Here is an 18839-nt window from a genome sequence, read left to right as displayed (position 1 = left end):
GAGATCTATTTACTCTCCATAAATTGCTGCAGGCGCTGAACGGCTTCTTTGAGCGTGTCCAAGTCCGTCGCATAGCTAAGACGGACATTTTCTGGCGCACCGAAGCCTGCTCCCGTCACCAAAGCCACGCCAACTTCTTCTAAAATCGCTGTCGTAAACTCGGTCACATCTGTATAACCTTTCATTTCCATGGCTTTCTTGACATTTGGAAAGAGATAGAAGGCCCCTTGCGGCTTGACCACTTCAAATCCTGGCACCTGAGCTAAGAGTGGATAGATGGTATTAAGACGTTCTTCAAAGGCCTGGCGCATGGTTTCAACCGTTTCCTGACTGCCAGTCAAGGCCTCGATTGCTGCATATTGAGCCACTGCTGTCGGGTTAGAAGTCGTCTGACCTGCAATCTTACTCATGGCAGCTATAATCTCTGGCTCACCAACTGCGTAGCCAATCCGCCAGCCTGTCATGGAGTAGCTCTTAGAGACACCATTGATGACCACCGTCTGCTTGCGAATCTCCTCAGATAGACTGGAAATTGGCGTAAATTTATTGCCGTTATAAACCAGACGTCCATAAATGTCATCTGCCAAAATCAGAATATCATGCTCCACAGCCCAGTTTCCAATCGCCCGTAGCTCCTCTGCTGTATAAATCATACCAGTCGGGTTAGACGGAGAATTCAAAACCAAGACCTTGGTCTTATCAGTACGAGCAGCTTCTAGCTGTTCCACCGTCACTTTGAAATTATTTTCCTCAGCGGCTTGAACAAAAACAGGAGTCCCCTCGGCCATCTTAATCTGGTCGCCGTAGCTGACCCAGTAAGGCGTCGGAATGATAGCTTCATCGCCTGGATCAAGCACACTCATAAAGAAAGTGTAGAGGGAAAACTTAGCTCCGGTTGCCACCGTCACTTGATTAGGCTGGATTGTGTAGCCGTAATAGTTGGCAAAATACTCCACCACTGCTTCTTTTAGCTCTGGCAGACCGCTAGTCACCGTATAAAAGCTAGCACGCCCATCCTCAATGGCAGCCACAGCCGCATCTCGGATGTTCTTAGGCGTCGGAAAATCCGGCTCTCCCAGAGTCAGAGATAGAATATCCCTCCCCTGCGCTTTCAAAGCCTTAGCACGCGCTGCTGTTGCTAAAGTCACACTTTCTTCCATCTTTAAGACACGATTTGATAATTTCATAGTCCCTCCTTGCTGACCAACTGTCCGCTTTCAAAACCAATCAGGTAGTAGGTGCCTCCCGACTTGACTTCCCAGATGGGCTGATCTTTAAAATAGCCCATGATCACTTTATCAATAGTTCCTGCTCCATTTTCCTTGGCAATGCTCTCCGCCTCTGTCTGACTGACGCCTTCGTCCAGTCGATAGACCCGAATCTCATTGGAATCTTTAGCAATCAAAACAGCTTTTTCGACACCTTTACTAGTCTTACCAAGCAGACTGTAGTAAGATTCCTGCCCATTGTAGATGGCAAAAGAATCAACTTTTTCAAGATCTGCGTATTCCTTGGCCAAGCGTCTGCTTGCTTCCTTAGCCGACTGTCTCGGCTGCATAGATACTTGCAAAACTGCAAAAAATGAAAAGACAAGAACGCTGAGAACGATAAAAATACCGATAAGGTACTGCCAAATTGGAAAACTGGCTTTATTTCTATTTTTATATTTCACTCCGTCATTATACTACAAATACTCCTATTTTTCTATCTTTTTTTGATGAGAATATTCTCAAAATTCTAAAGCAATATCCTTGCATATGATACTATTTATTGGTAAAATATTGTTATGAAGATTACAGACGATTTAAACAAAGAAGCTCTGCTTGATTTGAAAACCATGATTGTCTTTCACAAGGCAGCAAGAACCATCCGTGCCATTGAAGCCCAGATTTTTAAAAAGCATGATTTGACTCCTACTCAGTTTTCCGTCTTAGAAACCCTATACAGCAAAGGGGAACTGCGTATTCAGGACCTGATTGACCGCATATTGGCTACTTCTGGCAACATGACTGTTGTCATCAAAAATATGGAACGCGACGGCTGGATTGTCCGCACCTGCGACCCCAATGACCGCCGGGCTTTTTTGATTGGCTTGACGGAACAAGGCAGAGCTAAAATTGAAGCCGCCCTGCCTGATCATATCAAAAACATTCAGCAAGCTCTTTCCATTCTCGAAGAAGACGATAAACAAGATTTGATTCGCATTTTAAAAAATTTCAAAAAATTGAGCTAAATAATTGCTAACTAGTGATTAATGTTGTAACATATATTGTAACAAGAGAAATTTCTCTTTATTTTATAAAAAAGGAGACAATGCAATGTCTAAAGTATTATTCATCGTCGGCTCGCTTCGTCAAGGTTCTTTCAACCACCAATTGGCTGAGCAAGCTGAAAAAGCTTTGGCTGGCAAGGCAGAAGTTTCATATCTTGATTACAAAGATGTACCATTCTTCAACCAAGACATCGAAAGTCCTGCTCCAGCTGCTGTTGCTAAGGTTCGTGAAGAAATCTTGGCCGCTGATGCCATCTGGATTTTCTCACCTGTCTACAACTGGGCTATTCCAGGAGTAGTGAAAAACCTCTTGGACTGGGCTTCACGCGCTTTGGATCTGTCAGACCCAACTGGTCCATCTGCTCTGAATGCTAAGGTTGTTACTGTTTCATCTGTAGCTAACGGCACATCACCAGATGAAGTATTCAAGCACTACCGCAGCCTGCTGCCATTCATCCGTATGAACGTGGTAGAACCATTCACAGGTGTTGGTATCAACCCAGAAGCATGGGGAACTGGTCAACTGACTGTCGCAGAAGACAAACTTGCTGAACTCTCAGCACAGGCTGATGCTCTTTTAGCAGCCCTTAACTAAAAAGAGAAGATTATAAAAAGAAAAGAAAACTTATAAGACACTAACCCCTCGCAAATAATTGCGAGGGGTTTTAGAATACTTTACTGACAGGAACAGGTATTATAAATCAGCTAAAGAATATTTAGGATAAGGAATTTGAGATAATTTATCTTCTATCGTTACTTGCATTTCCTCTTCTGATTCATCTATATACCCCTCAAACCAAATTTTTTCAATATCTTCTTGGTTAAAAAAGCAAGCTTGATTATCCGTCATACCAAAAGGATATACACAACCGGAATAGTCTAAATAACCAATTTCACCCTTATTATCATAAAGAGGATAACGGTTAATAATCATAATTTTTACTTGTCCATTTTTAAGTTGGACAACACTCCCTATCGGTAGTAGCTCAGTCATTTAGAAACCTCCTTTAAAAATCTTCTCGAATTCTAAGTATTCTTCTTTTTTAATCTTTTTAGAACTTTTATCTGTTTGAATAAATGGGATCTTATGAGACAAAAATAAACAATCAAGAAGCCAATATCACTTAACAAATAAGAGACATAGACACCTCTGCTTAGATACTCAGTTGCATGATAAATTGCAAAAAAGGTAAAAAACAAACCGAATACAAGCTTCGCATATACATTTCGACTAAAAATATATAAAAATTCGTCCTTAATGGGAAGCGTTTCAAAGCGAAACTCTTTAAATGACAGTTCCTTCTTTGTTCTCACGAGTAATTCTACTAAATACCCAAGAATAATATAACCCAATACTAGAGAAATCAACTTCCACAAGAAGGAAAACTGGCTATTCGAAACAGATGTAAATCCATGTAGCAGCAGAATGCTAGCTGCAGGAACATAATTCGTGAGATCCAGATGGAATGTTGGTCTATCTACATTGACATAGATTTTATTAGTTTTTGGGTCAAAATAATAGTTTCTACCCTGAAAAGCTAAGAGTTCGGTTAAATAATCTTTTTTCTTCATTTCAATTGCTTTTCCAACCTTTTAAGTATAATCAATTTCTCTAACGGTCTATTTCCTATTAACATGAGCCCAGATGCCGGGAGAAAACCAATTATACCCATAAAAGAAAGGAAGCTTCCTGAAAAATAATAATCAATTATAAATTTAATTGACGTAAAAAATAGTATAGTCCCAAAAAACAATATTCCTTTACATTGTGTTTGTTGGTTATAAAGAAAATTTGGCCAGTCAAAATATAGTTTCTGATTAAAATTTTTCATAGTTCCTTTTCTAATATTTCTTAGAACAAATATTATCAAAACTAAAACGCAGAGAACAGTCGAACACAAAATAAATATTCTGATAGGCACACTGGCAACCTGAGGTGCTGTTGCTTCTGAATAAATATTTCGTAAAAGAAAGGAAGCAGGCAGAATAGCCCAAGTGAGATTAGGAGCTTTCTCTTCTTTCTTATCTATAGAGTATAGTTGCCCAGTTTTTCTATCATAAAAAATATTTTTATCTCTGAAATTACCCAACCAAAATACATTCTTATTCATTGATTTACTCCAAGTAGAGACGGTTCATAATCATAGCACTTCCATTCAATAATTGTTCATACATTACTTTGATCCATAGATTATAAGCTAAAGCTCTTTATTTATTTTTCATCAATTGCTTTATTGCTATCATTCTTTTCATAAAATTACTTTTGGCTATTGCCATATAAAATATAAAATAAAAGGCAATAACTTCTATTAAGTTTGTCATGGTAGGAGCGTTCAAATATTCTCTCATTTGAAAAACAGTTAAGAAAGAACTCACTGCAAATGTAATAAGCAGAATGTATAATCGGCTTCTCTCTTCTTCTAAAAAATTCAACCAACCAACATGTTCATATAATTTGGGATTAAACATCTCAACGTTTTGCCCTAAATACTCATCTTTAAATCCAAAGTGACAAACCAAAGATATAAGAATAAGAGTCGTACATAAAACAATTACTTTGAAAATAGGGGATTCAAATTTTATATTGTTTACTTGAATGAGAAAAGTATTTCCTAGAATTCCAAAGGAGATTACTAACCATCTGAGATTAGGAAAAACTCTCTCATTTACTTTATTAGAATATACTTTTTTTCTTTTCACATCATAAAAGATGTTTCGACCTTGAAAGCCGCCTATGATAACCATAGATTTCGTTTTCTTCATTTTTCAATACCATCATATTAATAAAAAACTAGGACTGAGAGAAATCAAATCCTTCCTAAACTTTACCTATCCACAACTTGAGCTTCAAATATAGCCGTTTTATTGTCTACATTGGTCATGGTGATAGTGTAGGGTTTGTTATTCGTGACATCAAAATTTTTTTCTCCTTTATAACTAACAACAATCCCATCTTCTACTAAATGTATATCTTTTTGATTATTAGGAAGCTCATTCTTGTCTCCCTCGGTACTGCCTATCTTAATAATTTTCTTTTCACTTACCCCAAATAATACATCCCCAAATTTTTCAGACCAAACATTTGTACCTGATAATTTTATTTTAGCATCATTTAATTTTTTTAACATTAATTCTGAACTATACTCTAACTGATCCGTATTTGGAGACACTCTTAATTCAACTCTTTGACCTGATTGCAGAGTATATTTGCCGTAGTTAAAAATTGCCTGAACGTACCAGACAACAAACAGGCTATACAGTAGGCCAATAATAATCCTTGAACTCCGACTTTTAAAGCGGCGCAAAAGGAATAATAGAGAGGCAATAAAAATTACTGAAGTTATCATTCTTTATTTTCCTTATAGATTCCATATCGTTTCAAGACTCTATCCATTCTGCAAGATTTCATCTTCTTTCCGTTTTCTACGCTGACCCGACCACCTGATACATAGCAACAACACTATCATACGAAGAACCAAATAGACCAAACGAAGGATTCTCATCTTACCAAGAGCAGACAAAAACTCCTCCCTTGCATGTCCCACTTCTTGGCCTAACTGTTCAACCGTTTTGCCTGTTTCCTCTTTAATAACAGCTGCATTCTTTGAAATCAAATAATAATTTTGCTCCAAACTGGTGATATAGGCTCTGGAAATTGGCTCGTCTAAGAAAAAATATACTCTATCAGCATACTTATCTTCAGAAAAAGTATAGTATATTTCAGCTTCACTCTCCCATTTTTTAGGAAAACTAGTTATTTTTATATTTTCATAGTCCAGATGCATAATGCCATCTAATACGTCACTAGTCCATTCTTCCGCATAGTGGTATAGATTTGCCTTTCTATCTACCATTGGCCAAACCATAACGTACCGACTATGCATGAATTCCTTGGTCAGGGCCGAATTGCTAGCCAGACTGGTCGCACCAATCTCGTATACTGACCAAACAAGCACAATAAGCATCAAGAAAGCTTGAGTAGGTTTGTTTTTAAAATAGTTTTTCATTTTTTTAACATTTTACTTTTTGATTGCATGCCTGACGGCCTGCTTCCATCCCAGCAATCTCTGTAGTATAGCTGAACTCTACCTGCTGATTTTGCTTGTTGCTTGTATCTACACCAACCAATTTACTGATAGCGTTCCGAGCAGAGATAGCACTTGACTTGATTTCCCTTTTTCACACTTCCTTGACATAAACCAACTCTTGTTCACTAGATAGATCAGGTCGGTAGGTGAAGCCTGCAAAGTTTAATTTTTTCATTTGTTCGACTTCTGTCACTTGGTTAGTTATTAGAGCTGTTAAAAACTCGCCACGCGCTTTTTTAGAAATGGTCGAATGGACTTTCAGCTTGCCGCCTCGGTTTTCCAGAAACTTGAAGCCTATCATGCGCTGGCGGATTTCCTTGGAAAAGACCGTTTCAAACTCGCTGGACAGGAGGGAGAAAATCACCTCATCTTTTGCCAGAGCTTGGTCATAAGCTTCTTTCCAAAATGCCTTGAGACTCTTCCCATCTAACTTGAGTGGCATCATAAAGTCCAAGCGATGAGGCGCTATGGGCTCCAGGGCTGGGATAACACCGTAAAGCGCTGATGTGATGGCAAGGTGGTTCTCGATATACTGACTTTCCTTCTTGGTATAGCCCTGCCTCTTGATATGGCGGTACATAAGGCCATCAAATAGATAAAGTGCTGGAGCATGCTGCGCAGTTCCTTCTCGCAAAGCCTGAATGGCTTGCCACTCTACCTCCGCTCTTTCTGGGGAGATTTTATAAAATGATGCCAAGTCAGTTACTGACATGGTTGCCAACTCATCCAACACAGTTTGGGTTTGTGCTGAAGGTAGATTCGGGATTGCGGATGGCGCAGACAGATTCAACTCTTTAGCAGTTGGGATAAGAATTTTCATAGTTTCCTTCTTTCATTTAGTGAATATGGCGGACAACCCATTTTCCCAAGGCTGTCTCTAGTAGATAGCTGCCAATGATGAAGCCTAGCAAGTTAGTCAAGATATCACCCAAGTCAAAAATACCCAGGTGAAAGAGATATTGGCTCCCCTCAACCAGACTGATAGCCAAGGTAAAATAAGCCACATGTTTCCATGACAGCTTGCAGAGAAAGCCCAGCGGAATGAACATAATGATATTCATGGTTGGTACCAGCTTATCTCCATAAATCCAATTATAGGTAAAAGACTGCAGGTCCAGACTAAAGCCCTGCCTGCCGATATTTTTCAAAAAGAGGGCATAGAATAGAATGAGAAAATAGAGGGTGTAACTGGCTAGCACCAGCCAACGAGGAATGTGCCGACTATAGAGGCCGCGAATAAAAAGCGAGCTGATAGCTGTCAAAGTCAGGATGATAGAAGCTGGTATCAGCAGGTTCCACTCTGGCTGATTCTTGTAAAAGACGACGGCTACGTAGGCATAAAAAAAGCGCATATAGAGCCAAAACCAAAAAATCAGACTGCCTAGGAAGGCTACCATATCAAAGATTGTTTGTTTTTTCATCTGAAACCTCCCTTTCTTCTTTTTAAAATTATATCAAATTTCAATGGGACATTCTATTTTTTGCTTGACTTTGATTTACAGAGATGTTATCATCTAGTTATAAAGACTAGATAAGAAAGTGATAAAGATTTGAATGCTCAACAAGTTTTTCCCAAGTGGGACGAATTACCAGAACTGGACCTATATTTGGACCAGGTTCTGCTCTATGTAAACAATGTCTGTGGCTCTTCCATTTCAGCTGCTGACAAGGGACTGACCGCTTCTATGATTAACAACTACGTCAAGCATGGCTATATTGCCAAGCCGGTCAAGAAAAAATATCAACGTCGTCAGGTAGCACGCTTGATTGCCATAACAACCTTAAAAACGGTCTTTTCTATCCAGGAAATTTCAGCTACTTTAAATATGCTGCATAAATCAGCAGATTCGCGAGAACTTTATGATGACTTCGTTGACTATATGAACGGCAGCAAGCTAGAGGTGGCACCCATCATTTCCACAGCCTGCCAAACGGTCAAACTCTATCAAAAAACCTTATCCCTAATCCAAGTACCAAATGAGGAGGAAGAAAATCTTGAACTACGCGCTTAAACTCAGTAAAAAACTATCCTTTGGAGAGGAAATTGCCAACGCTGTTACCCATGCGGTAGGGGCCGTCCTGATGCTGATTCTGCTGCCTATCTCAGCCATTTATAGCTATGAAGGGCACGGGTTGGTTGCTGCTGTCGGAACTTCTATCTTTGTTATCAGCCTCTTTCTCATGTTTCTCTCTTCAACTGTCTACCATTCTATGTCCTATGGCTCGACCCACAAGTATATCTTGCGCATTATCGACCACTCCATGATTTACATCGCTATCGCTGGCAGCTACACGCCAGTCGTGCTGTCGCTGATGAATAACTGGTTTGGCTATCTCATCATTGCCATCCAGTGGGGCACGACCATTTTTGGCATTCTCTATAAGATTTTCGCTAAGAAGGTCAATGAAAAATTCAGCTTAGCTCTCTATCTGATTATGGGCTGGCTGGTTGTCTTTATCATTCCGCAGATTATCGGTCAAACCGGACCTGTCTTCTGGGGGCTCATGCTAGCTGGTGGCCTCTGCTATACTGTAGGAGCTGGCTTCTATGCTCAAAAGAAGCCCTACTTCCACATGATTTGGCATCTTTTTATTCTAGCTGCTTCCGCCCTGCAATACCTTGCTATCGTTTATTTTATGTAAGAGAAAAACACAAAAACCGTCTGAGGATTTTCAGACGGTTTCTTTGTTTATGCTGGTTATTGATTCATCCCTGCTTTTCTAGAGGACTTCTTTGCTTGTGCGCTTTTCTGACTTGCTTAAAGATTGGATATAAGATTGGAACAGCGATGACTGTGGCTAGACTGGAGCCAAATGTACCAGTAATCTCAGCTACTGCCAGTAAAAAGGCTGCTGGTAAACTACTCCCACCAAACAGTGTTCCTGTCAAAGTGTACTTGAAAATATTGAGCACAATTTTCACCAAAGCAGTAGCTACTGCTGTCACAAGAATATTTCTTAGTTGATCCTTTCTCTGAAAGAGTCTTTCATACAGAAAATGAATCACCACGGCCACCGCAAGTGCTTCTAGCAAGATAATTGGGATTTCCACTGCATAACCATTTAGTAAGTCAAATATTCCCAATCCTATAGCAGCTGCTAAAAAACCTAGTTTACTGCCAAAAATCAGACAGCCCACTACCACTAGTGCATTTCCAAAGTGAATAAACTGAGCTCCGACAGGAATTTTAAAAAACTGAATACTCAAAAAAATCAAAGCAGCAAATAAACTAATCATAGTTAGGGTTTGTAAATCAAGTGTTTGTTTCTTCATCTTTATCCTCCATTAAGGTTTGAAAATCAGCAAAAAGCTCTCCTAGATAGGGCTGGTAAAAAACGCCCTTTTTTGGATCTATTTGCTCTTTAAAGCTAAGTACCAAGCTCTTTTCAATAAACTTCAAAATCACCGGCAGGGCTTGCTTGATGTCAATCCCCTGAACAAAAGCCGCAGCTACAAGGGTCGTCAATATATCACCCGTTCCAAAAAATTGCTGGGGCAGAGCTGGACTAGAAAAGAGGTTAAACTCCTCTGTTGCCGCATCAAAATAGGCCACACCAATCTGGTTCTCTTTCATGGGCAAGCCAGTCAGCAAGACCTTGCTCGGTCCTAACTCAGCCAAACGCTTGCAGTAGTCCTCCCATCTATCTTCTGATAAACTCTCTTCGTAGGATTCTTCTAACAACAAACAGGCTTCCGTCAAATTGGGCAGAACCAAATCGGCATGTTGGCAGAGGCGACGCATATGGTCTAGATGGGCCTCTGAAAATCCCTGATAAAAAGTTCCCTTGTCCCCCATGATAGGATCCACGATAAGGGGCAAGCTTTTTTCCTCCTTAAAGCGCAGCAAATTTTCCACCTGAATATCAGACTTCAAATATCCTGTTACCAGAGCTGAAAAGTCGAATTCCAGGCTCTGCCATTGTTTCAAAAAAGCAAGCATCCCATGCGTGTAATCATTTATATAGATGTCTGAAAAACCGCCTGTATGAGACGACAAAATCATGGTTGGCAACAAGGCCACCTCTAGCTGGCAAATTGCAAAGAGTGGCAGGGTAGCTGTTGCGGCAACCTTACCTAAGCCAGAAATATCTGTGGCCAGAATGACTGTTTTTGTTTTCATGACTCCTCCTACTTGCTCTCTATTGTAAAATATCTGAAAATGAGTTACAATATGAAAAAATCAAATCTGTATGGGGACAGTTTTATGACCAAGGCAAAATACCAACGCATCGTTGATAAGATTACCAAGGATATTAAAGAGGGAAAACTGGCAACTGGTCAGAAAATCCCTTCTGTGCGCAAGCTGGCAGAGCGTTATCACTGCAGTAAAGATACTGCGCAGAAGGCTCTGATTGAGCTCAAATATCAGAAGTACATCTATGCCGTTCCCAAAAGCGGCTACTATGTGCTGGAAAATGCTCAGGAAGAAAAGCAGGATTTGGAGCTGCCTGTGAGGGATGACCGCCACCAAGCCTATGAGGATTTCCGCCTCTGTGTGAATGAAACGCTGATCGGCCGGGAAAATTATCTCTTCAACTACTACCCTCAGCAGGAAGGACTGGAGGATTTGCGCCACTCTGTGCAAAAACTGATGCTGGACTCTGCTGTCTATGCTTCTAGGGAGCAGCTGGTACTGACTTCCGGCACCCAGCAGGCCCTCTATATCCTCTCACAGATTGACTTTCCCAATCAAAAAGAGCATATACTGGTGGAGCAGCCGACCTACCATCGGATTAATGATCTTCTGCTAGCGCAAAAACTTCCTTATGAAACCATTGAAAGGACACCGCAGAGGATTAATCTGCAAGAACTTGAGAGGATTTTTCAAAGCGGAAAAATCAAGTTTTTCTACACTATTCCACGTTTCCACTATCCCTTGGGCCACTCCTACAGTCGGCAGGACAAGGAAGAAATCCTTCGTCTCGCCCAGCTCTATGATGTCTATATCGTAGAAGATGACTATCTATCAGACTTTGATAGCAGGCGGGAGCTGACCTTTCACTATTTAGATAATAGCCAGCGCGTCATCTACATCAAATCCTTTTCAACCAGCCTTTTCCCAGCCCTGAGGATTACCGCCCTGCTCCTTCCGCCCCAGATTCGAAAAACCTTCATCACTTACAAAAGCGCCGTGGACTACGACAGCAACCTCATCATGCAGAAGGCCCTATCGCTCTACATCGACAGTCTCATGTTTGAAAAAAATAGACTGGCGCTGCTGCAGCTTCAAGAAGAGGAAGCAAGAAAGGCGCAGACACTGCTAGAAGCAGCTCAGCTGCCACTATCCAGCTATCTGACCAAGGACGGCATTCTACTAGACTTAAGGTCACTTTCTTCTGTCAGTGCTCTCAAACACAGCAGCCTGCCGCTTGACTTCTTTGAACAAAGCTACCTTGCTAGCTGCCCTTATCAATTTGCCAAGCTGCCTTACGATAACTTAGAAGAAAATGTAGAGAAATTAAAAGACTATTTAAAATAGGTGTAGAATTCCAAATGAATTCTACACCTTTTATTTAAAATCAGGCTTTTCAAGACCCCATCATCCCAGCCTGCAGTTGATACATTTTCTTATAGATTCCATCTTGGGCTAACAATTCTTCGTGGCTGCCGGATTCGATAATGCGGCCCTTATCCAAGACATAGATGCAGTCGGCATCCTGAATGGTAGAGAGACGGTGGGCAATGGCAATGGTTGTCCGACCCTGCCGCATCTTTCTCAGTGAGGTTTGAATCAGCTCTTCCGTCTCCGAATCGATATTAGCCGTCGCTTCATCCAAAATCAAGATTTTAGGCTTGGTGGCGATGGTTCTGGCAAAGGCTAGAAGCTGCCGCTGACCGCTGGAAAAAGTCGCTCCCCGCTCAGTCACGGGGGCGTCATAGCCTTGAGGTAGCTGACTGATAAAGCCATGAGCATCTACAAACTTAGCCGCTTCTATAATTTCTTCTCGCGTCAGCTGCTTTTGGTAAAGCTGAATATTGGAAGCAACGGTACCGTGATAAAGGAAGGGATCCTGCAAAACAAGGCCAATCTTTCGCCGCAGCTCCTCCTGACTATAGTCTTTAATATCACTGCCATCAATCAAAATCTGTCCCCGCTCAAACTCATAAAAACGCAGGAAAAGATTGATAATAGAGGACTTGCCAGAGCCAGTCGAGCCCACAAAGGCAATCGTCTGCCCTTTTTTGACAGAAAAGGAGATATCCCGCAAAACATCTCGCTTTCCATCATAAGAAAAGGAAACATGCTTGAATTCGATGCTGCCATCTTGGATTTGCAAGTCTTGGTTAGCCTGCTCAGGCTCGTAGTCAGTGCGGTCTATAATTTCAAAAACCCGCTCCGCAGCAACCATAGATGTCTGTAGAACAGAGTAATTCTGCATAACATCAATCAAAGGATTAAAAAGCTGATTGACATACTGGATAAAGGCATACATAATACCAGCCGTAATCCCCGCCACTTGCCAAGTCAAGCCAAAGTAAGTCAGAATCACTCCATAAGCCAAGATTTTCAACAGGGACATGGCCGGCCTCAGAAAGAGACTATTGATATTGAGATAGCGATTGGTAAAGCCTAAATGCTGACCATTGATTTCTTCAAATTCCCGCAGCAAGCGCTTCTCTTGCCCAAATGCCTGAATAATCCGCATCCCTTCAATACTCTCAGATAGCTTGACATTCAAATCGCTGAGCTTATTCCGGACCTGCTTGAGCTGACGATTGGATAAATGCTGATAGAGCAAAATAGAGGCTGCCATCAGAGGCAAAAAGAGAGCGATTATTAGGGTCAATTGCCAGTTGAGGGCAAACATAGCGCTCAAAGTAACAACTAGAATCAGCAAGGAGCTCAAAAAATTAGAAAAAATCTCACTGAACATATCTGCGACTGCCTGAGTATCATTAGTCAGACGGGAAACGATAGCACCAGCTGGCGTCCTGTCAAAATAAGCCATTTCCAGACGCTGGATATTGGCAAAGCTTTCCTGTCGCAAGTCCCGAACCACACTTTGAGCCACACGCGCAAAGAAATACTTTCCCAAGAAAGTAAAAAGCACCCGCAAGAGGAATAGACCATAATAAAGAGCCAGCAAAGGCAGGCCAGCCCAGGTTTGATTGCGGCCAATAAACTGATCAATAAAATAGCGAGCCAGAAGCGGCAATGCCGTTGTGACCAGAGTCGTCAGCAGGATGAAGGTCAAAGCCATGCTGCTCACTATCCTGTAACGCCACATATAGCCTAGGAGGCGATGAAAAGTTGCTTTCTTTTTCATATTAATCTTCCTCCTTCAAGCTTTCTGCCAGCTGTTGATTGTGATAAGTCTGGGCATACCAACCCTCTTGCTCCAACAGCTCTTGGTGAGTGCCCCGCTCCTTGATACGCCCCTCTTCCATAACTAAAATCAGGTCTGCATGCACCAAGGCCGACAGCCGATGAGCTGTGATGATGGTTGTCTTGCCAGCACGCTCTGACTTTAGATTTTCCAAAATCAGATGCTCCGTCTTGGCATCGACAGCCGACAAGGAGTCATCCAAAATCAGAATATCAGGATTGGTGATAATTGCCCGACTCATCGCTAAGCGCTGCTTCTGCCCGCCAGATAAGGACAAGCCCCGCTCACCGACAACTGTATCCAGCCCCTCTGGCATAGCCTGAATATCCTCATACACACCGCATAGTTTAGCGGCAGCTAGAACCTGGCTATCTGTCAGCTGGGGATTCGCAAAACGGATATTGTCCCGAATGGACAGAGCAAAAAGCATCTGTTCCTGTGGTACATAGCCGATAAGACGGCGCAAGTCTTTGAGGCGGTACTCTCGGATATCATGTCCATTCAAATAGATAGCCCCCTCCTGAATATCTTGCTCCCGCAGCAGCAAGCGCAGAAGAGTGGTCTTCCCTGAGCCCGTCTGACCGACAATTCCCAGTGTCTGTCCCTGCTCAATGGAAAAATGGATATCCGATAAACTAGTCTCCTCTGCATAAGCAAACTTCTGAATGTCATAATCCAATCGACCATTTTCCGCATGAGAGAGGGGGTGTTCAGCTTCCTTGACATCTGACTCCTGAGCCAGCAGTTTCTCAATCCGCTCATAAGAAACAGCCCCTCGCTGGCCGATGTTAAAAAGATAGCCTGTAGCCTGTAACGGCCAAACCAGCATATCCAGATAAGTGATAAAAGTAACCAACTCTCCTATGGTAAACTGCCCTTGGGAGATAAAAATTCCACCGAAAATCAAGGTCAAAACATAAGAAAGACCGATAAAAAGCAAAACCAAGGGGTCAAAAAGAGAATCGTACTTGGCAGCCAAAACATTCTTTTCGTAGACTTCCTGATTGGTCTTAGCAAAAGACTGAGTCTCAGCTTCCTGATAGCCAAAGGACTTGGTCACTCGAATCCCTGAAACACTCTCCTGAACCTTATTATTCAAATCCGAAAATGCCTCTTGAGCAGCCTTAAAACTTTCATGATTTTTTCGGCCAATCAAGCCCGTGCCCCATGACAAGAAGGGCATGGGCACAATGGCAATCAAGGTCAGCCGCCAGTCCAAAACGAAAAACATAGTCAGCAGGGTCACCAAGGCTGTAATAGAAGCATCCACAGCTGACATCACTCCGCCACCAGCCAAACTGACAACCGCATTGATATCGTTTGTTGCATGAGCCATCAAATCCCCTGTTCGGTATTTCTGATAAAAAGAGGGAGACATGTGAGTAAAGTGCTCGAACAATCGAGAGCGCAGAATTCGTCCCAGATTATTGGACGTCCCTAAGATATAAAGGCGCCAGACATAGCGCAGGCCGTACATGATAAAAGCTGAAGCAATCAGCAACAGCAAATTAAAGAGCAGCTCTTGAGAAGTCAGATGTTTGCTAGCAATTCGGTCAATAACCTGACCGATGACTCTGGGCGGTATCAGATTGAAGACACTGACCAAGGACAAGGCCAGGATACCGATGATATAGCGCCGCTTTTCCAACTTAAAAAACCAGGCTAATTTTCTAATGAGGTTCATAATTTCTCCTATTCTTACTAGTCTTTTTATTATACTGTTTTTTGAGGAAAAATGAAACACAGCGGATTGGAGCGCTGTGCTTCTATTCTATTTTTTACTGGTCAGCTGGTAACTAACAGCAAGTAAATCAAAGATTTCCTGATCGCTCAGGCTATCATCCAAGGGCAGACTGAGCCAATATTTCTTATTCATGTGAAAGGCTGGGTAAATCCCCTTTTTCTGAATCAGATCTGCCACATGGTCATTCTTAACATTCAGCACCTCAATAGAGCCGCTTCGCTCTGCTTCAAACTTAGACCAGTCTGTGGTCAGAAAGGCTCCGTACCATTTTTTACTGTCCTGGTGGCGGAAAACCCCTGCTTTAGTCGAGCTCTTTCTGGAAGATTTCTCCCAGAGATACTCTATCTGACCCTGATAAACCTCAGCCGCATGATCCCGCAGTCGCTTACTCTGCTCATAGAGAAAGCCAACATCGTCAAAACAGTACTGACGGATAGCCAGCAGTACTTCCTGACAAGCTTCACGAACCTGGCCGACAAACTCCCCCGTCACCTGCTCCATCTTGACCTGCAGATAGGCGTCCTCAGTATCACAGTCAAAGACCTGATAGTCCAGCTCCCCATCTCTGATAGTCACTTCCAAGCGAAAGTCACCCTTCATAATCTTCTGCGAGAAATGGTAAGCTCCGTCAGACTCCTTAAAGCCATAAGTCTGAAGCTTATCTGGATTAGCCTTGTATTTTTCAAATAATTCCAACATCTACTTAGCCGCTGCTAGCGCAGCTTACTCCTCCTTAAAATACAATTTTAGTTCCATGCAGCTGTTCTACTGCCAGACTGTCTATAATTTGCTGACGATTGCCCAGATGAATGCCACCGCCCGGCATGATATCAATCCGATCAGCAGCATGCTCGATTAATTCGTCCAGCCAAGCAAAATGCTCCTCAATCGGCTCATTAGCAGGTCCTCCGTGGGTCAAAATTCGCTGGACACCGTTCTCAATCAGCCAGTCCATTTCGCCAAACTGGTATTCAGCTGGGATTGAGTCAAAAGCCATGTGGAAGACTACTTCCAGTCCCTTGCAAGCCTCCAGCAGCCGCTGCATCTTCGAAACATCTATTTCATTCTTCTCCGTCAAGACACCAAAAACGACTCCCTGACTGCCGGCTTCCTTGGCTTTTTGGATATCAGTCAGCATAATCTCAATTTCAAGATCCGAGTAAACAAAATCACCGCCCCGAGGCCGAATCATGGTCATCACAGTCGCACCATAAAGCTTGGCTAAGTCAACAGCTGCTTGAATTACGCCATAGCTGGGCGTCGTACCACCGACAGCCAGATTATCACAGAGCTCAATCCGCTGGGCTCCCGCCTTCATAGCCTTTTCTAACAAGGTTACATTTTCCGCACAAAATTCATAAAGCATCATCTCACCTCTGATTTAATATATTGATCCCCTCTATCTATTATAACACAAGAGCTTCGCGATATCAGCTCTTATCAAATTTTCTAGCTTCTCTTTTACACCAATCAAGCCAATGGATCTGATAGTCTTCCTTGGACAAGATACGGTTCTGTAAATCAGCTATCGAGAAGATACCTCTTTCTTGACAAGCCTGAACACAGTATCGATAAAAGTCCCAGTTAAGCTCGTCCCTATCATAATAGATGGGAATATGAGAGAGGCCAGCCTGATATGCCTTAAAGGCTCTGCTATGTCCATCAGTAAAGAAAACTTTGCCATCCATGCGCTTGACAGGTAAAGCTTCAAGTTCTTGTTGGTCAAAATCAATACTAATCCTGTCCAACTTTTCCTGTGAAAGGTAGAACTGACTGGGCTGGATCTGCGCTATGGGCAAGGTCAAATCAAGTGTATAGGACCTGCCTTTCTCCCTAGCATGAGTTGGATAGAAACCAAGCGACTCAAACAAACTGCGAGAGGGCTGATTGAAATCATAAATTTCTTGAACTACCAGTTTTTGATAGCCTAGATTGCGTGCGCGCTGTATCAAAGCAGAAAGAACTTTTTTGCCAATGCCTTTCCCGCGGTAGTCCGCTTTTCCAATGACAATGGGCAAATCATCTTGCCAAAAGGTCACATCCCCAATGGCAAGCCAGCACTCCTGTTCCCATACTTCAATAAAATACACTTCACCCCGCCTAGAAAGATATTCATACATCCTTTGAACTCGCTCCGGCGGACAGGGGGCTCTTCTGCCATCAATCATATAAATCATATCTGGATCTTGGTACCAATCTAAGGCTAACTCAAACTGGCCATCATAGGCCCGCAAACGCAGATTGTCATCAATAACAATCAGCTCCTCTTGCTGGATATTAGGAATAGGCATCTTTTCTCCCTCACAATGCTATTACTCAACTAATAGTATAAAAACTCCATTTGATTCGGAAGGACTCCTCCTCAAATGAAGTTTTCTTTTTTAGATTCCATAACCCATGCTGAACTGGATTTTAGCAGCTCCGTTCTGGAAGCTGATCTTGTTAATGCTGAATTGACTCTGCGGCAGAGCTAGAAGAAAACTATCTCCCTCCGTCGTGATAGATGAATTAGAGGCCTGCATTTGTTGCTTCAGCATGCCTGTCACCCAAGATTTAGGGATAGGAAGAGAGCCCAGCTTGGCACTATCGATTGTGATGTGCAAGACATTATCTCTCACCGTCACATCCACCTCTAGGTCCAGCTTACTGTCAATAAAGAGCAGTTTGACTGGATACTGGATGCGCAGTTTATTGCCTTCAATGCTGTAAACACTATTCAGCAGCTCCTGATTCTCAGAGTCAGTCAAAGAAGACTTGAGCACCTGATTAAGCTGGACGCTATTGAGAGAAACCTCCGTGCTGACTCCCTGAGCCGTTACATTGGCATTGCTCAAAGCCGGCTCAATAATGCTCATCCAAGAAGCACTACCTTGAACATTTTTTAATTGTTCACTTTGATTAACAGATGCAGGAACCAGAAATAGCACCGCTGCAAGCAACAGCACCAAAGCAATTCCCACTACTCTTTTTACCATTTTCATGTTTGTATTCCTTTAATTTGAGAAAATCCCTTTAGCTAAAAACACAGAAAGGATTTATCTTATTTTACACTATTTTTGCATAATTTTCTGTAACAAACATATTAAAAAGCTAACAATCCTGTGAGAAAAGGCTGGGATAGATACTCCCAGCCTCTCAATCACATAACGCTAGTTTTACAAGGCTCATAATAGATAGCCAATTCTTATTTAATCACTTCTTGAGTCTTAGCATAGTTAGCCTCGACTGCTTCTTTTTCAGATTTCCACCAGTCTTGGTTGTCCTTGTACCACTTGATGGTCTCTTTGAGACCCGCTTCAAAGTTGGTGAACTCTGGCTTCCATCCTAGCTCATCGCGGAGCTTGCTGGCATCAATGGCATAGCGGAGGTCATGGCCGGCACGGTCTGTCACATGGTCATAAGCATC

23 protein-coding genes and 2 pseudogenes are annotated in these 18839 nt (G+C 42.3%); 5 read left to right on the top strand and 20 right to left on the bottom strand.

Features of this window, described 5'->3' with window-relative positions; genetic code table 11:
- Window positions 1-5 precede the first annotated feature (5 nt).
- Together RP262_RS08465 and RP262_RS08460 are read right to left on the bottom strand one after the other, a co-directional pair.
- Window positions 6-1187, bottom strand: coding sequence for a pyridoxal phosphate-dependent aminotransferase (locus RP262_RS08465; RefSeq protein WP_311154852.1), 1182 nt, complete (start codon window positions 1185-1187; stop codon window positions 6-8).
- A complete protein-coding gene (locus RP262_RS08460; protein ID WP_002918847.1) occupies window positions 1184-1672 on the bottom strand; it encodes a DUF5590 domain-containing protein in 489 nt (162 codons plus the stop codon). The genes RP262_RS08465 and RP262_RS08460 overlap by 4 nt, the downstream gene beginning before the upstream one ends.
- Before the next feature lie 114 nt (window positions 1673-1786).
- Here RP262_RS08460 and RP262_RS08455 point away from each other — a divergent pair, with 114 nt between their 5' ends.
- Together RP262_RS08455 and RP262_RS08450 are read left to right on the top strand one after the other, a co-directional pair.
- A complete protein-coding gene (locus RP262_RS08455; RefSeq protein ID WP_227963576.1) occupies window positions 1787-2233 on the top strand; it encodes a MarR family winged helix-turn-helix transcriptional regulator in 447 nt (148 codons plus the stop codon).
- A gap of 85 nt (window positions 2234-2318) precedes the next feature.
- Window positions 2319-2867, top strand: a complete 549-nt coding sequence (locus RP262_RS08450; RefSeq protein WP_002895223.1) for an NADPH-dependent FMN reductase — start codon at window positions 2319-2321, stop codon at window positions 2865-2867.
- Between the two features lie 99 nt (window positions 2868-2966).
- On the opposite strand, the gene RP262_RS08445 is transcribed toward RP262_RS08450, so the two are convergent.
- The 9 genes and pseudogenes from RP262_RS08445 to RP262_RS08405 form a co-directional block, all read right to left on the bottom strand.
- Window positions 2967-3266 (bottom strand): DUF4176 domain-containing protein, encoded by a 300-nt coding sequence (locus RP262_RS08445; protein ID WP_125337135.1) that lies wholly within the window; start codon window positions 3264-3266, stop codon window positions 2967-2969.
- Between the two features lie 32 nt (window positions 3267-3298).
- A complete protein-coding gene (locus tag RP262_RS08440; protein ID WP_125337133.1) occupies window positions 3299-3844 on the bottom strand; it encodes a hypothetical protein in 546 nt (181 codons plus the stop codon).
- The gene (locus RP262_RS08435; protein ID WP_311154851.1) at window positions 3841-4383 is read right to left on the bottom strand and encodes a hypothetical protein; all 543 of its coding nucleotides are present in this window, start codon (window positions 4381-4383) and stop codon (window positions 3841-3843) included. Before RP262_RS08435 ends, RP262_RS08440 begins: the two co-directional genes overlap by 4 nt.
- Window positions 4384-4480: 97 nt before the next feature.
- Window positions 4481-5035: an ABC transporter permease gene (locus tag RP262_RS08430; RefSeq protein WP_311154850.1), complete on the bottom strand. Its 555-nt coding sequence runs from the start codon at window positions 5033-5035 to the stop codon at window positions 4481-4483.
- A 62-nt stretch (window positions 5036-5097) separates the two neighbouring features.
- Entirely contained in the window at window positions 5098-5619 is a 522-nt protein-coding gene (locus tag RP262_RS08425) for a hypothetical protein (protein ID WP_311154849.1), read from the bottom strand.
- A 39-nt stretch (window positions 5620-5658) separates the two neighbouring features.
- On the bottom strand, window positions 5659-6279 hold the full coding sequence (locus tag RP262_RS08420) for a hypothetical protein (protein WP_311154848.1): 621 nt from the start codon (window positions 6277-6279) through the stop codon (window positions 5659-5661).
- Window positions 6280-6289: 10 nt separating this feature from the next.
- Window positions 6290-6442, bottom strand: a pseudogene (locus RP262_RS08415) (TIGR04197 family type VII secretion effector); the annotation flags it as partial.
- 9 nt (window positions 6443-6451) lie between these two features.
- A complete protein-coding gene (gene yaaA, locus RP262_RS08410) occupies window positions 6452-7180 on the bottom strand; it encodes a peroxide stress protein YaaA (protein ID WP_311154847.1) in 729 nt (242 codons plus the stop codon).
- 16 nt (window positions 7181-7196) lie between these two features.
- Window positions 7197-7781 (bottom strand): VanZ family protein, encoded by a 585-nt coding sequence (locus tag RP262_RS08405; protein WP_301412421.1) that lies wholly within the window; start codon window positions 7779-7781, stop codon window positions 7197-7199.
- Between the two features lie 129 nt (window positions 7782-7910).
- On the opposite strand from RP262_RS08405, the gene RP262_RS08400 reads away from it, so the two are divergent.
- The gene (locus RP262_RS08400) at window positions 7911-8372 is read left to right on the top strand and encodes a DUF1836 domain-containing protein (protein WP_227969529.1); all 462 of its coding nucleotides are present in this window, start codon (window positions 7911-7913) and stop codon (window positions 8370-8372) included.
- Entirely contained in the window at window positions 8356-9003 is a 648-nt protein-coding gene (locus RP262_RS08395; RefSeq protein ID WP_002900134.1) for a hemolysin III family protein, read from the top strand. The genes RP262_RS08400 and RP262_RS08395 overlap by 17 nt, the downstream gene beginning before the upstream one ends.
- Before the next feature lie 64 nt (window positions 9004-9067).
- Here RP262_RS08395 and RP262_RS08390 read toward each other — a convergent pair whose 3' ends face one another.
- Both RP262_RS08390 and RP262_RS08385 read right to left on the bottom strand, forming a co-directional pair.
- The gene (locus RP262_RS08390; RefSeq protein ID WP_311154846.1) at window positions 9068-9634 is read right to left on the bottom strand and encodes an ECF transporter S component; all 567 of its coding nucleotides are present in this window, start codon (window positions 9632-9634) and stop codon (window positions 9068-9070) included.
- Complete coding sequence (locus RP262_RS08385) at window positions 9615-10481, bottom strand: pyridoxamine kinase (RefSeq protein WP_311154845.1); 867 nt, start codon at window positions 10479-10481, stop codon at window positions 9615-9617. Before RP262_RS08385 ends, RP262_RS08390 begins: the two co-directional genes overlap by 20 nt.
- 39 nt (window positions 10482-10520) lie before the next feature.
- Between RP262_RS08385 and RP262_RS08380 the strand changes: the two genes are divergently transcribed.
- Window positions 10521-11840 (top strand): PLP-dependent aminotransferase family protein, encoded by a 1320-nt coding sequence (locus RP262_RS08380; RefSeq protein WP_311154844.1) that lies wholly within the window; start codon window positions 10521-10523, stop codon window positions 11838-11840.
- Window positions 11841-11889: 49 nt separating this feature from the next.
- Here the strand turns inward: RP262_RS08380 and RP262_RS08375 are convergent, their stop codons facing one another.
- From RP262_RS08375 to RP262_RS08345, 7 genes and pseudogenes are all read right to left on the bottom strand, one after another.
- Window positions 11890-13629, bottom strand: a complete 1740-nt coding sequence (locus tag RP262_RS08375; protein WP_311154843.1) for an ABC transporter ATP-binding protein — start codon at window positions 13627-13629, stop codon at window positions 11890-11892.
- 1 nt (window position 13630) lies between these two features.
- Window positions 13631-15373 carry an ABC transporter transmembrane domain-containing protein gene (locus RP262_RS08370; protein WP_311154842.1) on the bottom strand — a complete coding sequence of 581 codons (1743 nt, stop codon included), beginning with the start codon at window positions 15371-15373 and terminating at the stop codon, window positions 13631-13633.
- 87 nt (window positions 15374-15460) lie between these two features.
- Window positions 15461-16132 carry an MmcQ/YjbR family DNA-binding protein gene (locus RP262_RS08365; protein ID WP_311154841.1) on the bottom strand — a complete coding sequence of 224 codons (672 nt, stop codon included), beginning with the start codon at window positions 16130-16132 and terminating at the stop codon, window positions 15461-15463.
- A 34-nt stretch (window positions 16133-16166) separates the two neighbouring features.
- Entirely contained in the window at window positions 16167-16799 is a 633-nt protein-coding gene (locus tag RP262_RS08360; RefSeq protein WP_311154840.1) for a copper homeostasis protein CutC, read from the bottom strand.
- A gap of 64 nt (window positions 16800-16863) precedes the next feature.
- Window positions 16864-17724: a GNAT family N-acetyltransferase gene (locus RP262_RS08355; RefSeq protein ID WP_124765537.1), complete on the bottom strand. Its 861-nt coding sequence runs from the start codon at window positions 17722-17724 to the stop codon at window positions 16864-16866.
- 90 nt (window positions 17725-17814) lie between these two features.
- Window positions 17815-18414, bottom strand: a complete 600-nt coding sequence (locus RP262_RS08350; RefSeq protein WP_002920904.1) for a hypothetical protein — start codon at window positions 18412-18414, stop codon at window positions 17815-17817.
- 203 nt (window positions 18415-18617) lie between these two features.
- Window positions 18618-18839 (bottom strand): annotated as a pseudogene (locus RP262_RS08345) (GDP-mannose 4,6-dehydratase); the annotation flags it as partial.

The organism is uncultured Streptococcus sp. (assembly GCF_963456385.1).
Lineage (GTDB): Bacteria > Bacillota > Bacilli > Lactobacillales > Streptococcaceae > Streptococcus.
This window is presented reverse-complemented; position numbering and strand designations above follow the sequence as displayed.